General features: G+C 64.9%; 18 protein-coding genes. 5 read left to right on the top strand and 13 right to left on the bottom strand.

Annotated features, from left to right (window positions below):
- Positions 1-36: 36 nt before the first annotated feature.
- From ccoP to ccoN, 4 genes are read right to left on the bottom strand one after another with little or no spacing between them, the layout of a single operon-like run.
- Complete coding sequence (ccoP, locus tag BSY238_RS12995) at positions 37-978, bottom strand: cytochrome-c oxidase, cbb3-type subunit III (protein ID WP_069039515.1); 942 nt, start codon at positions 976-978, stop codon at positions 37-39.
- On the bottom strand, positions 975-1151 hold the full coding sequence (locus tag BSY238_RS12990; RefSeq protein WP_069039514.1) for a CcoQ/FixQ family Cbb3-type cytochrome c oxidase assembly chaperone: 177 nt from the start codon (positions 1149-1151) through the stop codon (positions 975-977). Before BSY238_RS12990 ends, ccoP begins: the two co-directional genes overlap by 4 nt.
- An 11-nt stretch (positions 1152-1162) precedes the next feature.
- Positions 1163-1777 (bottom strand): cytochrome-c oxidase, cbb3-type subunit II, encoded by a 615-nt coding sequence (gene ccoO, locus BSY238_RS12985; protein ID WP_069039513.1) that lies wholly within the window; start codon positions 1775-1777, stop codon positions 1163-1165.
- A 16-nt stretch (positions 1778-1793) separates the two neighbouring features.
- Entirely contained in the window at positions 1794-3236 is a 1443-nt protein-coding gene (gene ccoN, locus BSY238_RS12980; RefSeq protein ID WP_069039512.1) for a cytochrome-c oxidase, cbb3-type subunit I, read from the bottom strand.
- A 358-nt stretch (positions 3237-3594) separates the two neighbouring features.
- Between ccoN and BSY238_RS12975 the strand changes: the two genes are divergently transcribed.
- On the top strand, positions 3595-3927 hold the full coding sequence (locus tag BSY238_RS12975) for an H-NS histone family protein (protein WP_069039511.1): 333 nt from the start codon (positions 3595-3597) through the stop codon (positions 3925-3927).
- 77 nt (positions 3928-4004) lie between these two features.
- Here the strand turns inward: BSY238_RS12975 and BSY238_RS12970 are convergent, their stop codons facing one another.
- The 5 genes from BSY238_RS12970 to fdxA all read right to left on the bottom strand — a co-directional run bounded on the left by BSY238_RS12970 (position 4005) and on the right by fdxA (position 12606).
- Entirely contained in the window at positions 4005-5681 is a 1677-nt protein-coding gene (locus BSY238_RS12970; protein WP_069039510.1) for a long-chain-fatty-acid--CoA ligase, read from the bottom strand.
- Between the two features lie 73 nt (positions 5682-5754).
- Positions 5755-6204, bottom strand: a complete 450-nt coding sequence (locus tag BSY238_RS12965) for a CBS domain-containing protein (RefSeq protein WP_069040668.1) — start codon at positions 6202-6204, stop codon at positions 5755-5757.
- Between the two features lie 102 nt (positions 6205-6306).
- Complete coding sequence (locus tag BSY238_RS12960) at positions 6307-9585, bottom strand: UvrD-helicase domain-containing protein (protein WP_069039509.1); 3279 nt, start codon at positions 9583-9585, stop codon at positions 6307-6309.
- Positions 9582-12239: a PD-(D/E)XK nuclease family protein gene (locus BSY238_RS12955; RefSeq protein ID WP_069039508.1), complete on the bottom strand. Its 2658-nt coding sequence runs from the start codon at positions 12237-12239 to the stop codon at positions 9582-9584. Before BSY238_RS12955 ends, BSY238_RS12960 begins: the two co-directional genes overlap by 4 nt.
- Before the next feature lie 43 nt (positions 12240-12282).
- Complete coding sequence (gene fdxA, locus BSY238_RS12950) at positions 12283-12606, bottom strand: ferredoxin FdxA (protein ID WP_069040667.1); 324 nt, start codon at positions 12604-12606, stop codon at positions 12283-12285.
- A gap of 509 nt (positions 12607-13115) precedes the next feature.
- Between fdxA and trxA the strand changes: the two genes are divergently transcribed.
- Together trxA and rho are read left to right on the top strand one after the other, a co-directional pair.
- Positions 13116-13442, top strand: a complete 327-nt coding sequence (gene trxA, locus BSY238_RS12945) for a thioredoxin TrxA (protein ID WP_069039507.1) — start codon at positions 13116-13118, stop codon at positions 13440-13442.
- 100 nt (positions 13443-13542) lie between these two features.
- Entirely contained in the window at positions 13543-14802 is a 1260-nt protein-coding gene (gene rho / locus BSY238_RS12940) for a transcription termination factor Rho (protein ID WP_069039506.1), read from the top strand.
- Positions 14803-15367: 565 nt separating this feature from the next.
- On the opposite strand, the gene BSY238_RS12935 is transcribed toward rho, so the two are convergent.
- Entirely contained in the window at positions 15368-16441 is a 1074-nt protein-coding gene (locus BSY238_RS12935; RefSeq protein ID WP_223300128.1) for a substrate-binding domain-containing protein, read from the bottom strand.
- A gap of 172 nt (positions 16442-16613) precedes the next feature.
- Here BSY238_RS12935 and BSY238_RS12930 point away from each other — a divergent pair, with 172 nt between their 5' ends.
- Positions 16614-17213, top strand: a complete 600-nt coding sequence (locus BSY238_RS12930; protein WP_069039505.1) for a cysteine hydrolase family protein — start codon at positions 16614-16616, stop codon at positions 17211-17213.
- Between the two features lie 212 nt (positions 17214-17425).
- Positions 17426-17887, top strand: a complete 462-nt coding sequence (locus BSY238_RS12925; protein WP_069039504.1) for a MarR family winged helix-turn-helix transcriptional regulator — start codon at positions 17426-17428, stop codon at positions 17885-17887.
- A 116-nt stretch (positions 17888-18003) separates the two neighbouring features.
- On the opposite strand, the gene BSY238_RS12920 is transcribed toward BSY238_RS12925, so the two are convergent.
- The 3 genes from BSY238_RS12920 to ytfE form a co-directional block, all read right to left on the bottom strand.
- A complete protein-coding gene (locus tag BSY238_RS12920; protein WP_069039503.1) occupies positions 18004-18336 on the bottom strand; it encodes a YegP family protein in 333 nt (110 codons plus the stop codon).
- 155 nt (positions 18337-18491) lie between these two features.
- A complete protein-coding gene (locus BSY238_RS12915) occupies positions 18492-20777 on the bottom strand; it encodes a nitric-oxide reductase large subunit (protein ID WP_069039502.1) in 2286 nt (761 codons plus the stop codon).
- Positions 20770-21462 (bottom strand): iron-sulfur cluster repair protein YtfE, encoded by a 693-nt coding sequence (gene ytfE / locus BSY238_RS12910; protein WP_069039501.1) that lies wholly within the window; start codon positions 21460-21462, stop codon positions 20770-20772. The genes BSY238_RS12915 and ytfE overlap by 8 nt, the downstream gene beginning before the upstream one ends.
- Between the last annotated feature and the right edge of the window lie 45 nt (positions 21463-21507).

Genomic DNA, 21507 nt, shown 5'->3' with positions numbered 1-21507 from the left:
GTGCCGGCTGGCCCGCGGAAGCAGGTCTCGGTTCCATCACTGAGTCGTACTGCTACTGCTGTCGGCAGTCGCGGCCTTGGCGGTGTTGTTCGACAAGCCCCACACATAGGCGGTCAGCAGATGGATCTTGTGCTCGCCGAGCAATTCACCGTGCGCCGGCATGTGACCGTTGCGCCCTCGTGCGACGCTCTGCGCGACGATCGCTTCGGTGCTGCCGTACAGCCACACACCGTCGGTCAGGTTGGGCGCACCCATCGCCTGATTGCCACGCCCTTCAGCGCCATGGCAGGCCGCACAGTTGGTGGCGAACACCGGTTTGCCGCGCTGCACGCGCAGGTTGTCGGCAGTCAGGCCCGACAGCGAGCGCACGTAATGCACCACGTCACGCTGCGCCTCCGAGTCGAGCACGGCGGAGAAAGCCGGCATCATCGCGTTGCGGCCATGGACCAGCGTCGCCTTGATGGCTTCCGGATCGCCGCCGTAAAGCCAGTCGCTGTCGACCAGATTCGGGAAGCCGCGCGAGCCGCGCGCGTCGGTACCGTGGCACTGCGCACAGTTGTTCAGGTACAGGCGTTCGCCCATGGCGCGCGCCTCCGGATCGGCCGCCACCTGCATCGCGTCCATTTTCGAATAGCGCTCGAACAGCGGCGCAACCTTCGCGTCGGCCACGCTCACTTCGCGCTCGTAGGCGTTGACCGAGGTCCACTCCAGCTTGCCGCCGAAACGGCCCAGGCCCGGATAGGCGATCAGATAGACGATGGCAAAGACGATGGTGATCCAGAACAGCCACACCCACCAGCGCGGCAGCGGGTTGTTCCACTCGGCCAGCGTTTCGTCCCACTGGTGGCCGTGCAGTTCGACCGTACCGGTCGGTCGCGCACCGCGGTTGGACAGGATGATGAAGGCACAGAACACCAGGCTGGCGATGACGAGCACCACCACATAGACGTTCCAGAAATCGCTGATGAAGTCGCTCACTTTGTTTCTCCGCTATCGAGGTGCACGCGATCGTCGTCAGCGAAGGGCAGCATTGCCGCCTCGTGATGGGCACGCTGTGCGCCCGGCCGCCAGGCCATGATGACGATGACGATGAAGCAGGCGAATCCGGCAACCGTCACGGCCGCCCGCAGGGTATTGATGTCGTAGTCCATGATGGAATCCTTCAGTTGACGCGCTTGATCGCGGTACCCAGACCCTGCAGGTAGGCGATAAGCGCCTCCATTTCGGTCTTGCCCTTCAGCGATTCGGCTGCACCCGCCATCTGTTCCTCGGAGTAAGGCACACCGACGCGGGCGAGTGCGCGCATGTGCTGCTCGATGGTCGATGCCTTGACCGGGCGCTCCAGGAAGGCGAAGGCCGGCATGTTCGACTCCGGCACCACGTCACGCGGGTTGATCAGGTGCACGCGATGCCACTCGTCCGAGTAGCGGCCGCCGACGCGTGCCAGATCCGGGCCGGTGCGCTTGGAACCCCACTGGAACGGGCGGTCATAGACGAATTCGCCGGCCACCGAATAGTGGCCATAGCGTTCGGTCTCGGCGCGGAACGGGCGGATCATCTGCGAGTGGCAGTTGTAGCAACCTTCCCGCACGTAGATGTCGCGGCCGGCCAGCTGCAGCGGCTCGTAGGGCTTGACGCCCTCGACCGGTTCGGTCGTCGAGTGCTGGAAAAACAGCGGCACGATTTCGACCAGGCCGCCGACGGCGATCACCAGCACGGTGAGTATCGCCATCAGGCCAACGTTGCGTTCAATCAGTTCGTGTTTGGATGCAGCCATGATGATTCTCCGGTAATCAGGCGTGCGCGGCAGCAGGCGCTATGACGGGGGCGTTGTAGGCCTTCTGGCCGGCGATGGTTTTCCACACGTTCCACGCCATGACGAACATGCCCGCGAGGAACAGTGCGCCGCCAAGGAAGCGGATGAACCAGAACGGATAGGTCGCCTTGACGCTTTCGACGAAGGTGTAGGTCAGCGTGCCGTCGTCGTTGATGGCGCGCCACATCAGGCCCTGCATGACACCGGCGATCCACATTGCGGCGATGTAGAGAACCACGCCCAGGGTCGACATCCAGAAGTGGATGCTGATGGCCGGCACCGAATACATCTTTTCCTGGCCGAACAGGCGCGGAATCAGGTAGTAGATCGAGCCGATGGAAATCATCGCCACCCAGCCCAGAGCGCCCGAATGCACGTGGCCGATGGTCCAGTCCGTGTAGTGCGACAGCGCATTGACCGTCTTGATCGACATCATCGGACCTTCGAAGGTCGACATGCCGTAGAAGGACAGCGAAGTGATCAGGAACTTCAGGATCGGATCGGTGCGCAGTTTGTGCCAGGCCCCCGACAGCGTCATGATGCCGTTGATCATGCCGCCCCAGCTCGGCGCCAGCAGGATGAGCGAGAACACCATGCCGAGCGACTGCGTCCAGTCGGGCAACGCGGTGTAGTGCAGGTGGTGCGGGCCCGCCCACATGTAGGTGAAGATCAGCGCCCAGAAGTGCACCACCGACAGGCGGTAGGAATACACCGGGCGCTCGGCCTGCTTGGGCACGAAGTAATACATCATGCCGAGGAAGCCGGCGGTCAGGAAGAAGCCGACCGCATTGTGACCGTACCACCACTGGATCATCGCGTCCTGCACGCCGGCATAGGCTGAGTAGGATTTCCAGAAACCGGCCGGGATGGCTGCGCTGTTAACCAGATGCAGCATCGCCACCGCGAGGATGAAGGCGCCGTAGAACCAGTTCGCGACATAGATGTGCGGTGTCTTGCGCTTCACGATGGTGCCGAAGAACACGATCGCGTAGGACACCCAGACCAGCGTGATCAGGATGTCGATGGGCCATTCGAGCTCGGCGTATTCCTTGCCCTGCGTGTAGCCGAGCGGCAAGGTGATGGCCGCCAGCACGATGACCGTCTGCCAGCCCCAGAACACGAAACCGGCCAGCCAGGGCGCAAACAGCCTGGTGTGGCAGGTGCGTTGCACGACGAAGAACGAAGTCGCCATCAGCGCACAGCCGCCGAAGGCGAAAATCACCGCGTTCGTGTGCAGGGGCCGCAGGCGCCCGAAGTGGAACCACTCGCCGAAGTTCAGTTCAGGCCATACCAGCTGGGCGGCGATGATCACGCCGACCAGCATGCCCACGATGCCCCAGACCACGGTCATCAGCGAGAATTGCCTCACCACCCGGTAGTCGTAGGTCTCGCCGACCCCGCCCGTTGCCGCTGTTTTCATTTTTGACTACTCCACATTGAAATTCCGCTTCGCGCCCGTCAGCCCGCACGAGCCCGCATGATCCGGAACGAAGGGTATGTGCAGGGGCTCGCGACGATCTTGACCCACGTCAAGCGCCACCGCTTTGGCTGCAGTGCAACAAACCGGCGCAGATCGCCGGCCATGGCGCAACCGGAGTCATCCGTGAGCCCACGAACCTTCAGGTCCGGACACACGGTGCGATGCCGGACTTCTCTGCTGCATTCCGCGCCAGAATCACGATTCCATTCGTCTCCGGGATTGAAATTCGCTGAATCGATTTACCTTGATTGTCGAATCGGTCTATCATCCAATTTCATTACTCAATGGAGAAGTATCGATGTCCGGTCAAAGTTACGACGAATTGATGGCAAGAATCTCGGATCTTCAACAGCAGGCCGAGGTGGTGCGTCGGGCTGAACTCGAATCGGTTATTGCCGACGTCAAGGCAAAGATCAAGAAATACAATCTGTCAGCCGCCGACGTCGGTTTGTCCGGTTCTTCGGCGAAACGTGCCGCACGCCCGACTACCGGCGCCAAGGTAAAAATTGCTCCGGGCAAGTACCGCAATCCGGAAAACGGTGAAATCAAGGAAGTCGGCGCGGCCGGCCGCAAGCCGGGCTGGCTTGCCAGCATGACGGCCGACCAGTTGAACGCCGCACGCGTGAATTGAACGGTTGATCGGTTGCATGCACGACAAATGAAAAAGGCACCTGATGGTGCCTTTTTCATTCACTGGTGCCAGCTCGTTCAGGGACGCGTCTTCTGCGTCTCTTCCTTGAGCGCTCGGCGCAATATCTTTCCGACATTCGTTTTCGGCAGTTCGTCGCGAAATTCCACCTGACGGGGAATCTTGTACGCAGTCAATTGCGTCCGGCAATGCACGATGATCTGTTCCGTCGTGAGCGTCATGTCCTTGCGCACGACGTATGCCTTGACCACCTCGCCCGAATGCTCGTCCGCGACCCCGATCACGCAGCATTCAAGCACGCCCTCGCAATCGACGATGACTTCTTCCACCTCGTTCGGATAAACATTGAATCCGGACACCAGAATCATGTCTTTCTTGCGATCGACAATTTTCACGAACCCGGTTTCATCCACTATCGCCACATCGCCGGTCCGCAGATATCCATCCGGCGTCATCACTTTTGCGGTTTCTTCCGGCCGCCGGTAATAACCCTTCATCACTTGCGGGCCGCGCACGCACAATTCACCCGCCTCGCCCATCGGCAATTCGACACCCTCGTCATTCCTGATCGAGATTTCGGTCGACGGAACAGGCAGGCCGATGGCGCCGCTGAATTCCGCCTGGTCGGGCGGGTTGATGCACACGGCAGGCGATGTTTCGGTCAATCCATAGGCTTCGATCAGGGGCCGTCCGGTCACCTTCTTCCAGCGTTCGGCAACCGCCCGCTGGACGGCCATGCCACCACCCAGCGACACCCTGAGCGCCGAAAAATCGACCCGGGCGAAGTCTGCGTTGTTGAGCAGCGCATTGAACAGCGTATTGACGCCCGTGATCGCCGTGAAACGGTGCTTCGACAATTCCTTGACGAAACCCGGAATGTCGCGCGGATTGGTGATCAGCACATTCCTTGCGCCAAGCTTCAGGAATACCAGGCAATTCGCGGTCAGCGCGAAGATGTGATAGAGCGGCAGCGCAGTGATGACGATCTGCTGCCCGGTCAGAAAGGGCTTGATCCACGCATCGGCCTGCAACATGTTGGCGACGATATTGCGATGCGTGAGCATCGCGCCCTTGGCGACGCCCGTCGTGCCACCGGTGTATTGCAGGAAGGCGATGTCTTCATGCACCACATTGACCGGATTGAGCGCATGGCCGCGACCGAGTTTGAGCGCGTCGTTGAAGCGAACCGCATCCGGAAGTTCGAACAGCGGCACCATCTTCTTCACGTGGCGCACGACGAAATTCACCAGCCAGCCCTTGGGCGCCGGCAGCATGTCGCCCAGCGCGGTCACCACGACGTGGCGCACAGGCGTGCGGGCCAGCACCTGCTGCAGCGTCGAGGCGAAATTCTCCAGTACGACGATGACTTCGGCGCCGCTGTCGACCAGCTGGTGTTCCAGTTCGCGCGGGGTGTACAGCGGATTGCAGTTCACCACCGTATAGCCGGCGCGCAGCGCGCCGAACATGGCCACCGGGTACTGCAGCACATTGGGCATCATCAGCGCCACCCGCGAACCGGGCGCAAGACCAAGCACCGACTGCAGGTAGGCGGCGAAAGCGGCACTCAGCCTTTCGGTTTCGGTGAAACTGATCGCCTTGCCCATGCAGACATAGGCGTCACGATCGGCGAATTCGCGGCAGCTGCGCTCGAACACATCGCCGATCGACCTGAACTCCGATGGATCGATTTCGGCCGGCACGCCGGCCGGAAAGCTTTTCAGCCAGACCTTGTCCATAGCCCTCCCCCGTGTTCGACCGGCACCACCCTGCGTCTGCGCGCGCTCGGCGGCCGGCCGGCCGTCGTGTGGCCTAGCCCGACGCGTCGTCCATCGGCCAGTCGCGGATATAGCTCTTCAGCATGCGGTTTTCGAAACTCTGCTCTTCCAGCATGGCGCGCGCCACATCGTGAAAGGACAGCACACCCATCAGCGTGTCGCCTTCCATGATCGGCAGGTAGCGGCAGTGCCGCTCGAGCATGAGGCGACGCAATTCGTCCACTTCCATGTCCGGGTGGGCGGTTGCAGGATCACGCTGCATCACGTCGGCGACCGTGAGCGTCTGCCAGCCGCCACCGGCCGTTCGCAAGGCGCGCAACACTTCGCGAAAGCTCAGCATGCCGACCATCAGACCGTGTTCCATGACAACCAGCGAACCGACATCCAGATCGGCCATCGTGGCGACTGCGTTATCCAGCGACTGCGACGGGACGACGGTGTACAGCACCGTTCCCTTGATGCGCAGGATTTCATGTACTTGCATGACGGCCACCCCTTCTTGCTGCGCATGCGTGAAACGCACACCTCGGTTGAATATCGCAGATGGTAGTCAAAACCGCCAGCGGCGCAAAGTTTCGGACGGCGCTCAGAAGCGCACGTCGAGCGCGCCATCCGGCCGGATCAGCGCAGCATGCACCGCCTTGCCGGGCCGGATTGCTGCCACGGCCTCGGCATAGCCGGCAAGCTGCGCAGTGTAGGTTTCGGCAAAACGGTCACCCTGTCCGCTCTTGTAATCGAGTATCCAGATGTCGTCATCGAATTCGACCAGACGGTCGATCCGGCCCGGTTGGCCGTCCGGCAGCACGAATTCGAGTTCGTTGGCCGACCAGCGGTGCTGCGCCGGATCGAAAAAGCGCTGCAGCGAGTCACTTGCCACGAGGCGGCGCGCGATCGCTTCCAGATCGCGCCATTGCGCGGCATCGAGACCAGCTGGCCGCGCGGGCGGCGGTTCGCCGCCCGCCAGTGCCTCCAGCCAGCTGTGCAGTCCCACGCCCCACAGCTGGACCGGATCGAGCGCGACCAGCGGCCGTCGTTCGCCGATGGCGGGCAGCATGGGCGCATCGGCCATCACAACCGGGACGACCGGGTCGTCGGGTGCGTCGTCCACGCAGTCGGCAAGTACGCCATGTTCGAGCCGCATGCCACCGCCGTCCGTGGGGACTGCATCGACGCAGCCGCCCAGCGAAGCGGTGACCCGGTCAAGCCAGCTGCCCGCGCTGCTGCCCTTGGAAGGGCTGACACCACTGACATACAGCACTTGTCGGGCGCGCGTGAGCGCGACGTACAGCAGGTTCGCGTCTTCGCGCGCCGCAGCGCGAGCTTCGGCGTCGATGAAGGCGGCTCGGGCATGGCCCTGATTGCCCTTGTTCTGCAGCAGTGAAAGATGCCCGGGCGCTGCATCGCCGGGGGGCCACGCCAGCAGCACGCGCGCGCCGCTGTCGGTGCGCCCCCGCGCCACTGCGTCCGCCAGCCAGACGATCGGCGCTTCCAGCCCCTTGGCCGCGTGGATGGTGAGGACGCGCACCCTGCCGCGCGAAGGGTCTTCACCGAGGATGAGGCCTTCGTCCGGCGCTTCGTCGTCTTCGTTGCGCAGGCGTGTCAGCTCGTCGATGAAGCGCGGCAGGCTGGGGTAGCGGCCGCTGTCCACCTTGAGCGCCAGTTCGATGAAGGCTTCGAGATTGGCGCGCACGCCGGGCCAGGCCATCGCGTCGACGCTGGCGGCGTAACGCGGCATCAGCGCGCCCTGGTCGAATACCCGGTCCAGCAGATCATGCACCGGCAGGCGGGTCGCCGCGTCGAGCCAGCCCTCCAGCAGCGCGGCCGCGCGCGCATAGGCCTGATCGCTGCCGGCGCGTCGGGCGCGCAGCATCGGCCAGAACCGTGCGGCGCCATCGCGGGTCAGGTCGAGCAATTGCGCGTCGTCGAACGCGAACAGCGGACTGCGCAGCACATGAGCGAGCGACAGTGCATCGGCCGGCGCGGCGAGAAAGCGCAGCAGCGCGAGCAGATCGGACGCTTCGAGCGTATCGAGCAGGCGGCCGCGGCTGGCACCGAAGTAGGGAATGCCATGGGCGCGCAGTGCCGCCTCGTACACCGCCAGCCCGGTGCGCCGGCGCAGCAGGATCATCATGTCGCCGTAGCGCGCGGCGCGCGTGTCACCGGTGTGCGCATCGCGCACCGCGAGACGCCCGACCATGCCCTTGAGTCGCGCGCACAGCGCATCCGCCTCGCGCCTGCGACGGCTGTCCTCGATGGCCATCCGTGGCTGGCGCAGCGGATTGCGCAGGCCGGTCGCCGCAGCCTGTGCGTCGGCTTCCGCTTTGGCATCGGCTTCATGCCCGAAAGCCGGCAGCACTTCGACCCGGCCCGGCAGATCGGTCCGGGTCGTGCTGTGCGGCGCAAAGCCCTCGAACACGTCCATGTCGCCGAACACGGCGTTGACCACACTCACCACCGCCGGGCTGCTGCGCCGGGTTTCATTGCGCTGCAGCAGGATGGCGCCGAAGCGCTGTTCGAACACCCTGGCCGCATGCGTGAAGATGCGCGGGTCGGCGCGCCGGAAGCGGTAGATCGACTGCTTGGGATCGCCGACCACGAACACCACCGGCTGCACCTGACCCGGTGCGTAGGCGTCGAGCCAGTGCATCAGCACCTGCCACTGCAGCGGATTGGTGTCCTGGAATTCATCCAGCAGCAGGTGGCGGTAGCGCGCGTCCAGACGCGCCTGCACGAAGGGTCCGGTCTGGGCATCCGACAACAACCGTGCGGCATGCCATTCGAGATCGCCGAAGTCGAGCACGCCGGCGTTCTGCTTGATGCGGTCGTAGGCCTCGAGCAACGCCGCGGCGACCTGCAGGCCCTGTTCGTTGAGCGCCCACGCGGCCAGGTCGGACTGCGCGTTCAGGCAGTGCACCAGACGCGCCGCAACCTGCTCGTTCAGCGCGAGCACGGCGTCGGCAACACCGACCTTTTCGAGCGCCTTGCCCGGCTTGAAGCTCGCCGGCTCGCCATCCTGTTTGAGCAGCTGGGCGCGCAGGCCGGCGAAAAACAACTGCGCTTCGACCTGCACACACGCCTGTTCGATCGCCGTCGCCTTGCGCTGCTGCGCCTCCGTGCCCTGACCGAGCAGACGCGCGAGATCGAGGGCGCGACGGCGCAGCAGTTCGTCGCCGGCCAGCACGTCGACCGGTGCTTCGGCGTCGGCTCCGAAAAACTGCCGCAGGTGGTCCACAGCGCCGGCCAGGCCGCCCTGCGCCGCGAGCCAGGCTTCCCATTCGGCGCGGCGATCGACCAGTGCGCCCGCCAGCGCCCTGGTGCCCGCCACCCCGCACCGGCCGAGCAGGCTGCGCAGCGCCAGCGACAGCTCGCTGTCCGGCGCCCGCCCGGCGCGGCGCATCAGCGCAGCCCAGGCCTGATCGCGCAACTGTGCCGTGCGCTCCGACAGCTGCAGGCCACGCAAACCGCTGTTCAGCGGTGCGGCGCCCAGCAGTGACGAAAACCAGCCGTGGAAGGTGTTCACCGTCAGTCCGGGCCGCGCGTCGGCAACCTGCTCGAACAGCGCCCGCGCGCGCGCGATCAGCGCCGGATCGCGCTGCGCGTTCAGGCCGCGTTCGGCCAGGAAGGCGCTCACCCGCTGATCGTCGGCCACGGCCAGTTCCGCCAGCCAGTGCTGCAGGCGCTCCTCGATTTCGCGCGCCGCCTTGCGCGTATAGGTGATGGCGAGAATGTCACCCGGCTGCGCACCGGCCAGCAGCAGGCGGATCAGTCGCGACACCAGCGTCCAGGTCTTGCCGCTGCCGGCGCACGCCTCGACCACGACGCTGCGGGCCGGGTCGAGGGCGCGCAGATCATCTTCGCGGCTCATGCCAGCCAGTCCTTGCGGCACAGGCCGCGCATGTCGCAATGCAGGCAGGCCGCTTCGTCGCCGTGGGCCGGCAGGCTGGCGCCGTTGCGCAGCGCCGGGAACAGTTCGGACACCAGCGACAGCAGCGCCTGCGCGGCCGCTGGCGGATCGTCCTGGATGAACGCGACCGGCACATCCTCTTCCAGCGCCAGATAGGCCGCCTCGCTCACTGCGCCGCCTTCAAGCACGGTGTAGAACGCCAGTTGCACGTCATCGGCCTGCAGGGTCTTGCGGACGCGTTCGGCGCTGCGCAGCTTGTAGTCGAGCAGCGCGACATCGCCCTCTGCATTGCGGTCGATGCGGTCGATGCGGCCTTCGAGCGACAGCGCAGCCCCATCCGGCAATTCGAGCACATGCGCGCGCCTGGCCTCACCGCTGTCGAACAGCCAGCCGTCGGACTCGCGCTGCACGGCCCACGCGATGTAGGCGTCGGCGCGATCGTGCAGGCGATCCGCCCACGCATGTTCCTGAAAATTGCGCGCAATGGCGCCGTCGAAGGCAGCCGCGATCTGCGCGCGCAAGGCGTCGGCCAGTGCAGGTGGCGCAGCGTCGGCCAGCCGGGGGTGAGCGACGTGAAAGTCGTGCAGCACGCGATGCACCAGCTCGCCGACGCTGCCCTTGCCCATGGCGTCCTCGACTTCGTCGCCAGCGCCGAGGCCGAGTACGTGGCGCGCGTAGTAGCGATAGGGACAGGCCATCAGGTCGGCCAGACCGCTTGCCGTCAGCCGCGACGGCACGCGCGCCGGATCGAGCACCGGCGCACTGGAGACCACCAGTTCCGGAAGCGGCGGCGGATCGGCCAGCGACGGCGCGCTGCAAATGGCCGACGGCAGGCCGGCGCGCTGCAATACCAGATCGAGGCGCTGCAGATCCACGCCGGGCAGGTTCGCTTCACCGTTGCGTTGTGTCTGCCAGCTGAATACGGTCTGGTCGCTGCAGGCGATCAGACCGGCGAGATCGTCGCGCAGCTGCCCGGCGGCGACCTGCGAATCAGGCAGTCCAAGTTCGCGCCGAAGGCCCTCGTGGCCGAGCACGCCGCGCAGGCGCACCGGCGCGAGGTGCCGGCTGTCGGCACCGATTACGTACACGGCGTCGAAACGACGGAGCCGGGTCGCCGCCAGCGGGGTCAGTACCACCGGGCTGTCGATGGCGCTGTCGCGGAACAACGCCTGCTCGAACTCGCTGTTGAGCCACTTGCGCCAGTCCGCGAAGGACAGGTCGAGTGCCACGCCGCTGCTGTCGGCACGCAGTTGCTCCAGCAGATTGACCACCTGCGCGCCGGCTGCGTCCTGCGCCAGTGCAGCGCGTGCGCCCAGCGCATCGAGCGCTGCCAGCAGGCGCTCGACCCGGAAGCTGGCGGGTGCGTTGTGGGTGGGCATCAGCGCAAAGGCCCGCGACAGCGCGTCGATCAACCGGCCCGCCGGACAGCCGGCAAATTCGCGGCCGGCATCGGTGAGCAAGGCGTGCAGGCCATCGACGTGGTTGCGCCTGACCACCCAGTCGTCGATGGCCGCAATCGCCTGTGCGTGGTCATCGCGGTCGAGCGAGCCTGCCACGTGCGGCGAGTGCAGCAGATCGAGCAGGTCGCGGTGATAGCCGTCGGACGCGAAGCATTGCAGCAGGGCATCGACCGTGGCCGCCGCGCGCGTGGTCGACAGCTTCCAGCCGGTTTCATCGGCCAGCAACACCTGCCGGCGTTCCAGCAGCGCGCGGGTGCGACGCGCTGCCTCGCGGTCGAGTGCCACCAGCGCGATGTTGCGGCGGCCTTCAGACAGCCAGCCGGCAATGCAGGACGCGGCACATTGCGCTTCCTGTTCGAGCGACTGCGCACCGACGAGGCGCACGCGGCCAGCCAATTCGAGCGCATCGTCTCTGGATGGGGCGTGCGTCAGCACGGGTGGCGAAACGGGTGGCCAGGCGGCGTGAAGCACGCGGGCCACCGGTGTGTCGGTCAGCGCGCGGGTTGCCAGGACATTCAGCACCGGCACGCGCGCAGCGTGCAATTCGAGCCACGCTGGCGCTGGCTCGACCCGTGCGGAAAGATGGATGAGCGGACGGCGCGCTGCCCCTGCTGCGCGCATCAAGGCCTGCGTGACGGCGCGCGCATGACCGGGCGTTCCGGTGCAGTCGCTGTGCCATACCGCATGCACCAGACGCGCCTCCAGCGACAATGCAGCGCTGTCGGCCAGCCCGTGGGCGCGTTCGAAACCCTGCTGCAGGGCATTTTCGTCCGGCGGCGCCGGCAATGCGGCCAGCGCGTCGGCCAGTTCGAGCAGTTCCTGCGCGGCCGACCACGGATCGACGTCGCCCAGCCAGGTCTGCTGGCGCAGTTGCGCCACCAGATGCAGCAGACGGCGGGGGTGGGGATCGACCGGTGCATCGCCCTGCCAGCGCGCAGCCAGCAGAGCCGGCGTGAGCATGCGCGGCATGAACAGCGCGTGTCCGGCTTCAGCCAGCAGCGCACCACGCAGCACCGGCGCATGCGCCATGACGGGTAGCAGCAGGTCACAATCGGCGAGCGCATCGCCATGGCGATCGATCAGCAGGCGCGCAAGCCGGGCGAACAGTGCGGCGTCGGCCGGCAGGCACAGGGTTTCAAAGCCCGCCGTGCTCATGCTCGAGGACGCGACCTGGGCCGGCAGGCGCGCGGCGACGCGCTCAGCGTTCCAGCATGCCGAGCTTGTCCTTCACCTTGACCCATTCATCAGCATCGGCCGGTGCTTCCTTGCGCTCGATGATGGCAGGCCATTCGGCGGACAGTTCGGCGTTCAGCTTGATGAAATGGATCTGGTCGGACGGCACGTCGTCTTCGGCGAAAATCGCTTCGGCCGGACATTCGGCAACGCACAGCGTGCAGTCGATGCACTCATCGGGGTCGATCACCAGGAAATTCGGGCCTTCGCGAAAGCAGTCGACCGGGCACACGTCGACGCAGTCGGTGTACTTGCACTTGATACAGGATTCGGTGACGACGTAAGTCATGATTTCTCCGTGCGGTGGTTGCATTGCCCGACGGCAGGCGAACCACGGGATGGTTTGATCGGAATCTCGGGACGATGACAGTCCGGAAAACGGCATAGATTTTATCACCGCGGCCCGCGGCAAAGCCGTTCCATGCGGTGTGCAGAGGCGGCATGCCAGCATGAATTTTTGTCGGGCGTACATCCATCAGTCTGCGCAACACGGTGTTTTTTGTATTAGCATCATGGAAACAGCGTGAAAACAGCGTAACGAACGCGATCGCGCAGGTGTGCGGTCAGCGCGCTGCCAGAGTGATCTGCCCCGTGTCTGCCGCGGTGGTCTGCAACCCCCGCACACACCCGCTCACGAATTCCCGGCCTGCGCTGTGCGCGTCAGGCATTCAGCCCGGCTAACACAACAGCGTCCAGCCCACATCCGGTTTTCGACGGTATATCCGACCGATATACCCATATCCAAGAAACGATCCGGCATTCCAGGTCTCCCCCCAAGTCAAGCCCCGCGAGGAAACGATGAGCGAACACATCCACCACGTCACCGATGCCAGCTTCGAAGCCGAAGTGGTCAAAGCCGATCTGCCCGTGCTGGTCGACTACTGGGCCGAATGGTGCGGTCCGTGCAAGATGATTGCCCCCATCCTCGACGAGGTGGCGCGTGATTACGCCGGCAAGCTGCGCGTGGCCAAGGTGAATATCGACGAGAATCAGGACACCCCGGCACGCTTCGGCATCCGCGGCATTCCGACATTGATGCTGTTCAAGGACGGCAATGTCGAAGCAACTAAAGTAGGCGCCCTGTCGAAGTCGCAACTGACCGCATTCCTGGACAGCCACCTCTAATCAATTTTCCACGGCGACGGGTGCTGCGCGCACCCCGCCCGCCGGAGCCGGTTCCTGGCTCCGCCCCCCCCACCCCGCACGTCGCACAGACCCCGTCACCATGCATCTTTCCGAACTGAAAGCACTTCACGTCAGCCAATTGCTCGAAATGGCCCAGTCCTTCGAGATCGAAGGCGCGAACCGGCTGCGAAAACAGGAACTGGTCTTCGCCATCCTGCGCAACCGCGCGAAAAAGGGCGAAAGCATTTTCGGTGACGGCGCGCTTGAAGTGCTGCCCGACGGTTTCGGCTTCCTGCGCTCGCCGGAAGCGAGCTACCTGGCCGGCACCGACGACATTTACGTTTCGCCCAGCCAGATCAGGCGCTTCAATCTGCATACCGGCGACACCATCGAAGGCGAAATCAGGACACCGAAGGACGGCGAACGCTACTTCGCGCTGGTCAAGGTCGATCGCGTCAACAGCGAACCGCCGGAAGCGACCAAGCACAAGATCCTGTTCGAGAACCTGACGCCGCTGCACCCGACCGAGACGCTGGTGCTCGAGCGCGACATGCGCGGCGAGGAAAACACGACCTCGCGCGTGATCGACATGATCGCGCCGATCGGCAAGGGCCAGCGCGGCCTGCTGGTCGCACCGCCGAAGACCGGCAAGACGGTGATGATGCAGCACATTGCGCACGCCATCACCGCCAACCACCCGGAAGCCATGCTCATCGTGCTGCTGATCGACGAGCGGCCGGAAGAAGTGACCGAAATGCAGCGTTCGGTGAAGGGCGAAGTGGTTGCCTCGACCTTCGACGAACCGGCCACCCGCCATGTGCAGGTCGCCGAAATGGTGATCGAGAAGGCGAAGCGCCTGGTCGAGCACAAGAAGGACGTGATCATCCTGCTCGACTCGATCACCCGTCTGGCGCGCGCCTACAACACCGTGCAACCGGCGTCCGGCAAGGTGCTCACCGGTGGTGTGGACGCCAATGCGCTGCAGAAGCCGAAGCGTTTCTTCGGCGCCGCGCGCAACGTCGAGGAAGGCGGCAGCCTGACCATCATCGCCACCGCGCTGATCGAAACCGGCAGCCGCATGGACGACGTGATCTACGAGGAATTCAAGGGCACCGGCAACATGGAAATCCATCTTGACCGGCGCATGGCGGAAAAGCGCGTCTATCCGGCGATCAACGTGAACCGCTCGGGCACGCGCCGCGAAGAACTGCTGCTGAAGCCGGAAATCCTGCAGAAGATCTGGATCCTGCGCAAACTGCTGTACAACATGGACGATCTGGAAGCGATCGAATTCCTGCTCGACAAGATCAAGGCGACGAAGAGCAACGGAGAGTTCTTCGACGCCATGCGTCGAGGCTGACCCGGCGACGGAACACCGCCAAAGCTTCCGACCCGCGACGGTACCGCGCCATGAAGATGGTCGCAGTACCGTCGTTTGCGTTGGGCATCGCTGCGCTCACCCCAACCTACGAGATTCCCGTAGATTGGGGGAGCCAACGGCGATGCCGGACACCCACCCCGCGATCATCCACCACTCCGTTCATCAACGTGCCGCCGCCCGGTCCAGACCGTAGGTTGGGGTGAGCGCAGCGATGCCCGACTTCCATCCGTCCAGCCGCGCCTCCACCCCGCGATCATCCACCGCCCCGTTCATCACCGTGCCGCCGCCCGGTCCAGACCGTAGGTTGGCGTGAGCGCAGCGATGCCCAACGCCCACACGTACAGCCGCGCCGCGCCACCCGAACCCGGCGATCCTCCGCCACCCCGCTGATCACCGTGCCGCCGCCCCCGGTCCAATTGGACCGGGGAGAGCGCTCGATAAAGTCTTCCACTTCGACCTCCTTGCACGAAGGGAGACAACTCCGCGCGTCGTCGGGGGTAGTTTGTCGTGTCGACCAACACCGTGCGAAGTTTCCGATTGCGACTCAGCGCAATCCTTCGGTTACCGTCATCACGTCGCCCGGCGAATTGAGGGCATAGCCGGGCAGACCGGCGACCGCTGCGGCGAAGTCGGGCGAACGCAGCGCGTCGAGCATGCGCTGCATCGACGGCAGCTCGAGCGTTTCGACGCGGCAGGCGAGGAAGTACTGCTCCTGCGCAAGCGGCACAAAATTCAACCTGAACTGTGTGGCGGCCGCTTCGACGCCGAAGCCCGTATCCGCCATGCCGCTCGCGATGTGGGCCGCCACCGCGGCATGCGTGAATTCCACCGTTTCGTAACCGCTGATCCGGTCCGGATCCAGCGATTGCTCGGCCAGCAGCAGGTCGAACAGCAGGCGAGTGCCGGCACTCGCCTGGCGGTTGATGAAGCGCACGTCAGGCCGGATCAGATCCTTCAGCGAAGTGATGTTCAGCGGGTTGCCGGCAGCGACGAACAGCCCCTGCGTGCGCGTGACCAGCCGGATCACACGATGCACGCGCGGCTTCAGATATCGCCCGAGTCGTGCCGCGAGTTCCGGTGTGACCCGGCCGCTCGGCAGGTGAAAGCCACACAGGTCGCAGCTGCCGCGAGACATTGACGCAAGCGCGTCGACCGACCCGAGGTACTGCAGCTCAAGCCGCACGCCGGCGACGCGCTGTATCAGCTCGGGCATCAGCGCAATGGCATAGCCGTGGCTTGCGTGCAGGCGCAGCACCGGGTGCGTGTCCATCAGTGCGGCGTTGATTTCGCGGTCGATCTCGACCGACAGGTTTTCCAGCTGCGGCGTCAGCCGCGCCTGGATGCGCTGTGCCGCCCAGGTGAGCTTTTCGCCCAGCGGCGTCAGCTCAGCGCCCTTGCCTTGCGACAGTTCGACCAGCGGCGTGCCGAAAAACGCCGACCAGGTCCGGATCAGGTTCCAGCAGTGACGGTAGGAAAACCCGACATCGCGCGCCGCCTCGGTGAGCTTGCCGCTGCGCTGCACGGCGGCCAGCACGCGGAACAGCAGTGGATCGATCTCGCGTCCTTCTGCATTGCGGAAGCGCCACGCCGGTTCGATCTGGATACGCATGTCAGGCATTGGATTTCATATCCGGTGAATCGAGGACCACTGATAAGCTCTACGCAAAGGTCGTCATTGGACCTTCACACACCTTCATCTGCAATCATGCAATCCGTTTCCGGTAAGGCTTGTGTCCGGTCAGCGCATTGCCCGGCACCGCTCCTCACCGTCTCCCGAAAGGAATCTCCCGATGACCGCGATCACCACACTGCGTGACCTCACAGGACTTGGCCATGCACCGGGCTCGTTGCACCACGCCGCGCTGATCATGATCGATTGCCAGAACACCTATCGCGAGGGCGTCATGCAGCTCGCCGGCGTCGAGGCAGCGCTTGTCGAGGCGCGCCGTGCACTCGACCTGGCCCGCGCGCTCGGCCGCCCCGTCATCCATATCCGGCACGATGCCGGTCCCGGCACGCCCTACGATGTGAGCGCATCCATCGGCCAGATATCGGACATCGTTGCGCCACAGGCTGGCGAACTCGTCATCACCAAGAACTACCCGAACAGCTTTGTACAGACCTCGCTCGACGAAGAACTGAAGCGACTCGACATAAAGCAACTCGTGCTGGCGGGTTTCATGACGCACATGTGCATCAACTCGACCGCGCGCGGCGCGTTCAATCTCGGCTATTCGCCGACCGTGATTGCATCGGCCACCGCCACGCGCGATCTGCCGCTCGCAGGAGGCGGTGAGGTCAGCGCCGCGGCGCTGCAGGCCGCAAGCCTCGCGGCGCTGGGCGACCTGTTCGCGGTCGTGGCCTGCCGAGCGGACGATCTGGCGCACTGAGTCGTCGCGCTTGCAGACCCTATCCGTCTCCTTGTCGTCTGTTCATTGAACCGCGCGCAGCCAGTGCATGTCCTTGACGGCATCCCGAGCGTTTGACACATTCGGATCGACCGCAACCATGCCGCAGGAAGCAATCTGGCAACCGGCTCGAAAGCGGTCACGATGAGCAAATGGCAGTCCTGACTGCATCCCCAAAGCGACAACAGCGGACCATGACCCGATACCAGAACCTCAGGCTCGAACGGCAGCTCTGTTTTGCGCTCTACGCCGCCACCCACGGCATCACCCGCTCGTACCGGGTGCGGCTGAAGGCAGTCGGACTGACCTACCCGCAATACCTGGTGATGCTCGCGCTGTGGGAAGAGGATGGCCGTTCGGTCAGTCAGCTGGCGCAGCGCCTGCACCTCGACTCGGCCGCCATCACGCCTTTGCTGAAGCGCCTTGAAGTCGCCGGCTTTCTCGAACGGCAGCGCTCGCCGACCGAAGAACGAGTGGTTCAGTCCTTCCTGACTCCGGCCGGACGCGAACTGGAACACGCGGTCGCACGCATCCAGGGCGAAGTCGCCTGTCAGGCCGGCCTGCCCGAAGAGGCGTTCATGGCGCTGTGTTCGACGCTGCACGAACTGACGCAGCGCATGGCTGACGATCCGAAGGTGAAGCGCGTCGCGGCCTGAGCGGCAGGGCATTGAGTACGTGACTGCCGCAAATTGCATCCGCCATGCGAAACGGTTGTCAGGCGCGCGATGAAGGCGCGTCCCGCGCGCTGGCAGGACGCACCGCCTGCTTCAGCTCATCCGGCCTGATCATCCACGGTGGCGCCGGCAGCGCCGCCCTTCACTGCGGCGATTGCGGCTTCCATCGCGCCGGCGTTGTCGAACATCTTGCTCTGGCCGATCACCTGGCCGTTGCCTGCCTTCAGCACGTAGTAATCCTTGCCGTTCGTGGCCTTCTTGCGGTCGTAGCGGCCGTCGTCGGCCGCATTCTTCTTCACCGATTCGATGCCGTTCTCGGCGGACGCGCGCGTCTTGTACATTTCGCTCTGCAGCAGGGACTGGTCATCCGAGCCCAGCAGCGTGAAGTGGAATTCGCCGTTTGCAGCCTTTTTCAACTGAAACTTCGCCATGCTCCGCTCTCCTGTTTATTGAGTCGTCTGTGGGAACGCGCGGGTGCGCGGCGACAGTATAGCGACGAAGAAAAAAAGGAGCGCCGGCCTCGCGGCACGGCGCTCCAACCTTGCCGAAGCGTTGCGGCAAGTAGGACGGACGGGTTGCACTCAGTTCATCGACGGGCCCCTGCCAGCGTGCCGACCGGTTCCGGCGTGCGGCCGCTACGGCCGAACACGCCCGACACCACCTGCCAGGCCACCGCCAGCGCGCCCACGATGAACACCACGTCGCCGAAGGTGCGCACCCAGCGCAGCGTTTCCAGCAGCGGCTGCTGCATGAATTCCTCGCTGCGTGCGTACCACAGACCCTGGCTGACGCTGGCGTGAAACTGGATCAGGCCGATCGGCAGCAGGCTGGTCGCGATCATCAGCACCAGACCCGCGTTGAGCCCCCAGAAGCCGGTCTGCATCAGCCGCTCACCGAATGCCAGCTGCGGCCGCAGGTAGCGCAGCACCAGCAGCGTGAAGCCGAGCGCGAGGAAGCCATAGACCCCGAACAGCGCGGCATGGGCATGCACCGGCGTCGTGTTAAGGCCCTGCACGTAATACAGCGAGATCGGCGGGTTGATCATGAAGCCGAATACGCCGGCGCCGAGCATGTTCCAGAACGCGACCGCGACGAAGCACATCAGCGGCCACTTCAGCTTCGCCATCCACGCTGCGCGATCCTTCAGGCGCCAGTTCTCCCACGCCTCATGACCGAGCACGACCAGCGGCACCACTTCGAGCGCGCTGAACGAGGCACCGACCGCCATCACCGGTGTTGTCGTACCGGCAAAGTAGAGGTGGTGGAAGGTGCCGGGCACGCCGCCCAGCATGAACAGCGAAGCCGACGCCAGGCTGGCCGCCGTCGCCATGCGGGCAGAAACGAGACCGAGCGTGGAGAAGATGAAGGCCAGCGCTGTGGTCGCGAACACTTCGAAGAACCCTTCGACCCACAGATGCACGACCCACCAGCGCCAGTACTCCATCACCGTCAGGTGGGTGCGCTCGCCATAGAAGAAGCCGGCGCCATAGAACAGGCCGATCGCCACCACCGAAGCGGTGAGCAGCGCCAGCAGGTTCTTGTCGCCGCCGGGCGTGCGCAGCGCCGGCACGATGCCGCGCAGCATGAGCACCAGCCACAGCGCCACGCCGACGAACTTGCCGATCTGCCACAGGCGGCCGAGGTCGACGTATTCGTAGCCCTGGTGGCCGAGCCAGAAATTCAGTTCCGGCGGCATGATCTGCGCAATGGCCAGGTAGTTGCCGACGAAAGAGCCGGCCACCACCACGACCAGCGCCCAGAACAGCACATCCACACCGACCTTCTGGAACTTCGGGTCGCGCCCGCCGTGGATCAGTGGCGCAAGGAACAGCCCGGCGGCCAGAAAGCCGGTGGCGATCCAGAACAGTGCGCTCTGGATGTGCCAGGTGCGTACCAGCGAATACGGGAACCACTGCGATACGTCGATACCGTAGAAGGTCTGGCCCTCGACCGTGTAGTGCGCGGTGAAGCCACCCATCATGACCTGGAACACGAACAGCGCCACCACCAGGACGAGGTACTTGCCGAGCGCACGTTGCGATGGCGTCGGCGCGACGCGCGAAAGCGGGTCCTGCGCCGGCGCGGCCGGGTCGCTTTCATCCTGCCTGCGCAGGAAGGACCAGCCCCAGATGAGGAAGCCGACGCCGGCCATCATGACCACCACGCTGACGACGGACCACACCACGTTCTCCGCCGTCGGCGCATTGCCGATCAGCGGTTCGTGCGGCCAGTTGTTGGTGTAGGTGGCGCTGGTACCCGGCCGCTCGGTCGCGGCCACCCAGGCGGTCCAGAAGAAGAAGCCGGCCAGCTGCGCGCGCCGCTGCGGGTCGGGCAGCGTGTTGTCCTTCATCGCATAGCTTTCGCGCGAGCCCTGCAGCGCCGGCGCGTCGCCGAACAGCTGGACGTAGTAGTCGGCGGTGCGCTCGATCGCCCGGGCGCGCAAGGTGGATACGGTGGCCGCGCCGGTCGCCGCGTCATAGGTGTTGCGCCGGTACTCGCGCTTCAGACGTGCTGCCAGCAGCGCCTGCGCATCGGCATCCAGTTCGGCGTAGGGCTTGCCGTGCGCGTCCTGCGCGGCGAGGTCGAGCCAGGCCAGCAGTTCGCGGTGCAACCAGTCGGCGGTCCAGTCCGGCGCCTGGTAGGCGCCGTGGCCCCAGATCGAGCCCAGTTGCATGCCGCCGACCGACTGCCACGCGGTCTGGCCGTCGAGGATGCCGTCATGCGTGTACAGCACGCGTCCGTCTTCACTGACAATCTGCTGCGGAATCGGCGGCGCGTTGCGATACACCTCGACACCGTAGTAACCGAGCAGCGAAAAGGTGACGATGAGCACGCCGATCAGCGTGAACCACAGCTTGCGGTAATCACCCATGAGCGGCCTCCGACTCGGCCGGTGCCGCGTTCAGCCCTTCGAACAGGATGTTGTTCTCCAGGTGAATGTGTTCCATCAGGTCTTCGCGCAACGCCGCCAGACCGGTGTAGAGCGCGCGCCAGGTGTTGCACGCACCACGCGGCAGCGTGATGTCGTCGGTCAGCGCCTCGAGCCGCTGCAGCGCCTCGCCGTGCTGGTCGTGTTCGTTGCGCAGCACCGTGACCGGCCCCTGCAGCGCGCTTGCCTGGCCGCGCGCAAGCATCGGGAACAGCACCTGCTCTTCCTTCTGCATATGGCTTTCCAGTTCGTGCTGCATGGCGGTCAGATGGTCGGCCAGACCGGTCGGGCAGTCGGGGCGATCACCGTGTACCTGTTCGACGCGGCGCGCGAGGCGGGTCAGTTCCGGCAGCTGTTCGCGATGCCGGTCGTGGAAGCGGAACAGGATGTGTTCGATCAGCACCGCGGCCGGTACGGTGCGCCAGTCGCGCGCCTCGCGTGTGGCCTGCGACAGGAGCACACCCAAGCGTTCGACGATGGGCTGTGCGTCAATGCCCCGCTCGGCCGCGGCGTCCTGCAGGCTGTGCTTGCCGCCGCAGCAGAAATCGAGCTTGTGTTCGTGGAACACCCGGGTCGCACCGGGAATGCTGCGCGCAAGCGCGCCGAGGGATTGTTCGATCAGGTTCATGGCCAAGGCCTCGTGGGGAAGAAGACACCCTCACTTCGCAAGGTC

The organism is Methyloversatilis sp. RAC08 (genome assembly GCF_001713355.1).
In the GTDB taxonomy this organism is placed as follows: Bacteria; Pseudomonadota; Gammaproteobacteria; order Burkholderiales; family Rhodocyclaceae; genus Methyloversatilis.
Note: the sequence above shows the minus strand (reverse complement) of the source record. Positions and strands in the feature narration are given on the sequence as shown.

Excerpts from the sequence above, each read along its gene's own strand:
- rho (WP_069039506.1), top strand. The coding sequence starts at position 13,543 with ATGCATCTTTCCGAACTGAAAGCACTTCACGTCAGCCAATTGCTCGAA.
- BSY238_RS12960 (WP_069039509.1), bottom strand. The coding sequence starts at position 9,585 with ATGAGCCGCGAAGATGATCTGCGCGCCCTCGACCCGGCCCGCAGCGTC.
- BSY238_RS12915 (WP_069039502.1), bottom strand. The coding sequence starts at position 20,777 with ATGGGTGATTACCGCAAGCTGTGGTTCACGCTGATCGGCGTGCTCATC.
- BSY238_RS12920 (WP_069039503.1), bottom strand. The coding sequence starts at position 18,336 with ATGGCGAAGTTTCAGTTGAAAAAGGCTGCAAACGGCGAATTCCACTTC.
- BSY238_RS12975 (WP_069039511.1), top strand. The coding sequence starts at position 3,595 with ATGTCCGGTCAAAGTTACGACGAATTGATGGCAAGAATCTCGGATCTT.
- BSY238_RS12990 (WP_069039514.1), bottom strand. The coding sequence starts at position 1,151 with ATGGACTACGACATCAATACCCTGCGGGCGGCCGTGACGGTTGCCGGA.
- ccoN (WP_069039512.1), bottom strand. The coding sequence starts at position 3,236 with ATGAAAACAGCGGCAACGGGCGGGGTCGGCGAGACCTACGACTACCGG.
- BSY238_RS12965 (WP_069040668.1), bottom strand. The coding sequence starts at position 6,204 with ATGCAAGTACATGAAATCCTGCGCATCAAGGGAACGGTGCTGTACACC.
- BSY238_RS12925 (WP_069039504.1), top strand. The coding sequence starts at position 17,426 with ATGACCCGATACCAGAACCTCAGGCTCGAACGGCAGCTCTGTTTTGCG.
- ccoO (WP_069039513.1), bottom strand. The coding sequence starts at position 1,777 with ATGGCTGCATCCAAACACGAACTGATTGAACGCAACGTTGGCCTGATG.
- BSY238_RS12970 (WP_069039510.1), bottom strand. The coding sequence starts at position 5,681 with ATGGACAAGGTCTGGCTGAAAAGCTTTCCGGCCGGCGTGCCGGCCGAA.
- ytfE (WP_069039501.1), bottom strand. The coding sequence starts at position 21,462 with ATGAACCTGATCGAACAATCCCTCGGCGCGCTTGCGCGCAGCATTCCC.
- fdxA (WP_069040667.1), bottom strand. The coding sequence starts at position 12,606 with ATGACTTACGTCGTCACCGAATCCTGTATCAAGTGCAAGTACACCGAC.
- BSY238_RS12955 (WP_069039508.1), bottom strand. The coding sequence starts at position 12,239 with ATGAGCACGGCGGGCTTTGAAACCCTGTGCCTGCCGGCCGACGCCGCA.
- BSY238_RS12935 (WP_223300128.1), bottom strand. The coding sequence starts at position 16,441 with ATGCCTGACATGCGTATCCAGATCGAACCGGCGTGGCGCTTCCGCAAT.
- trxA (WP_069039507.1), top strand. The coding sequence starts at position 13,116 with ATGAGCGAACACATCCACCACGTCACCGATGCCAGCTTCGAAGCCGAA.
- BSY238_RS12930 (WP_069039505.1), top strand. The coding sequence starts at position 16,614 with ATGACCGCGATCACCACACTGCGTGACCTCACAGGACTTGGCCATGCA.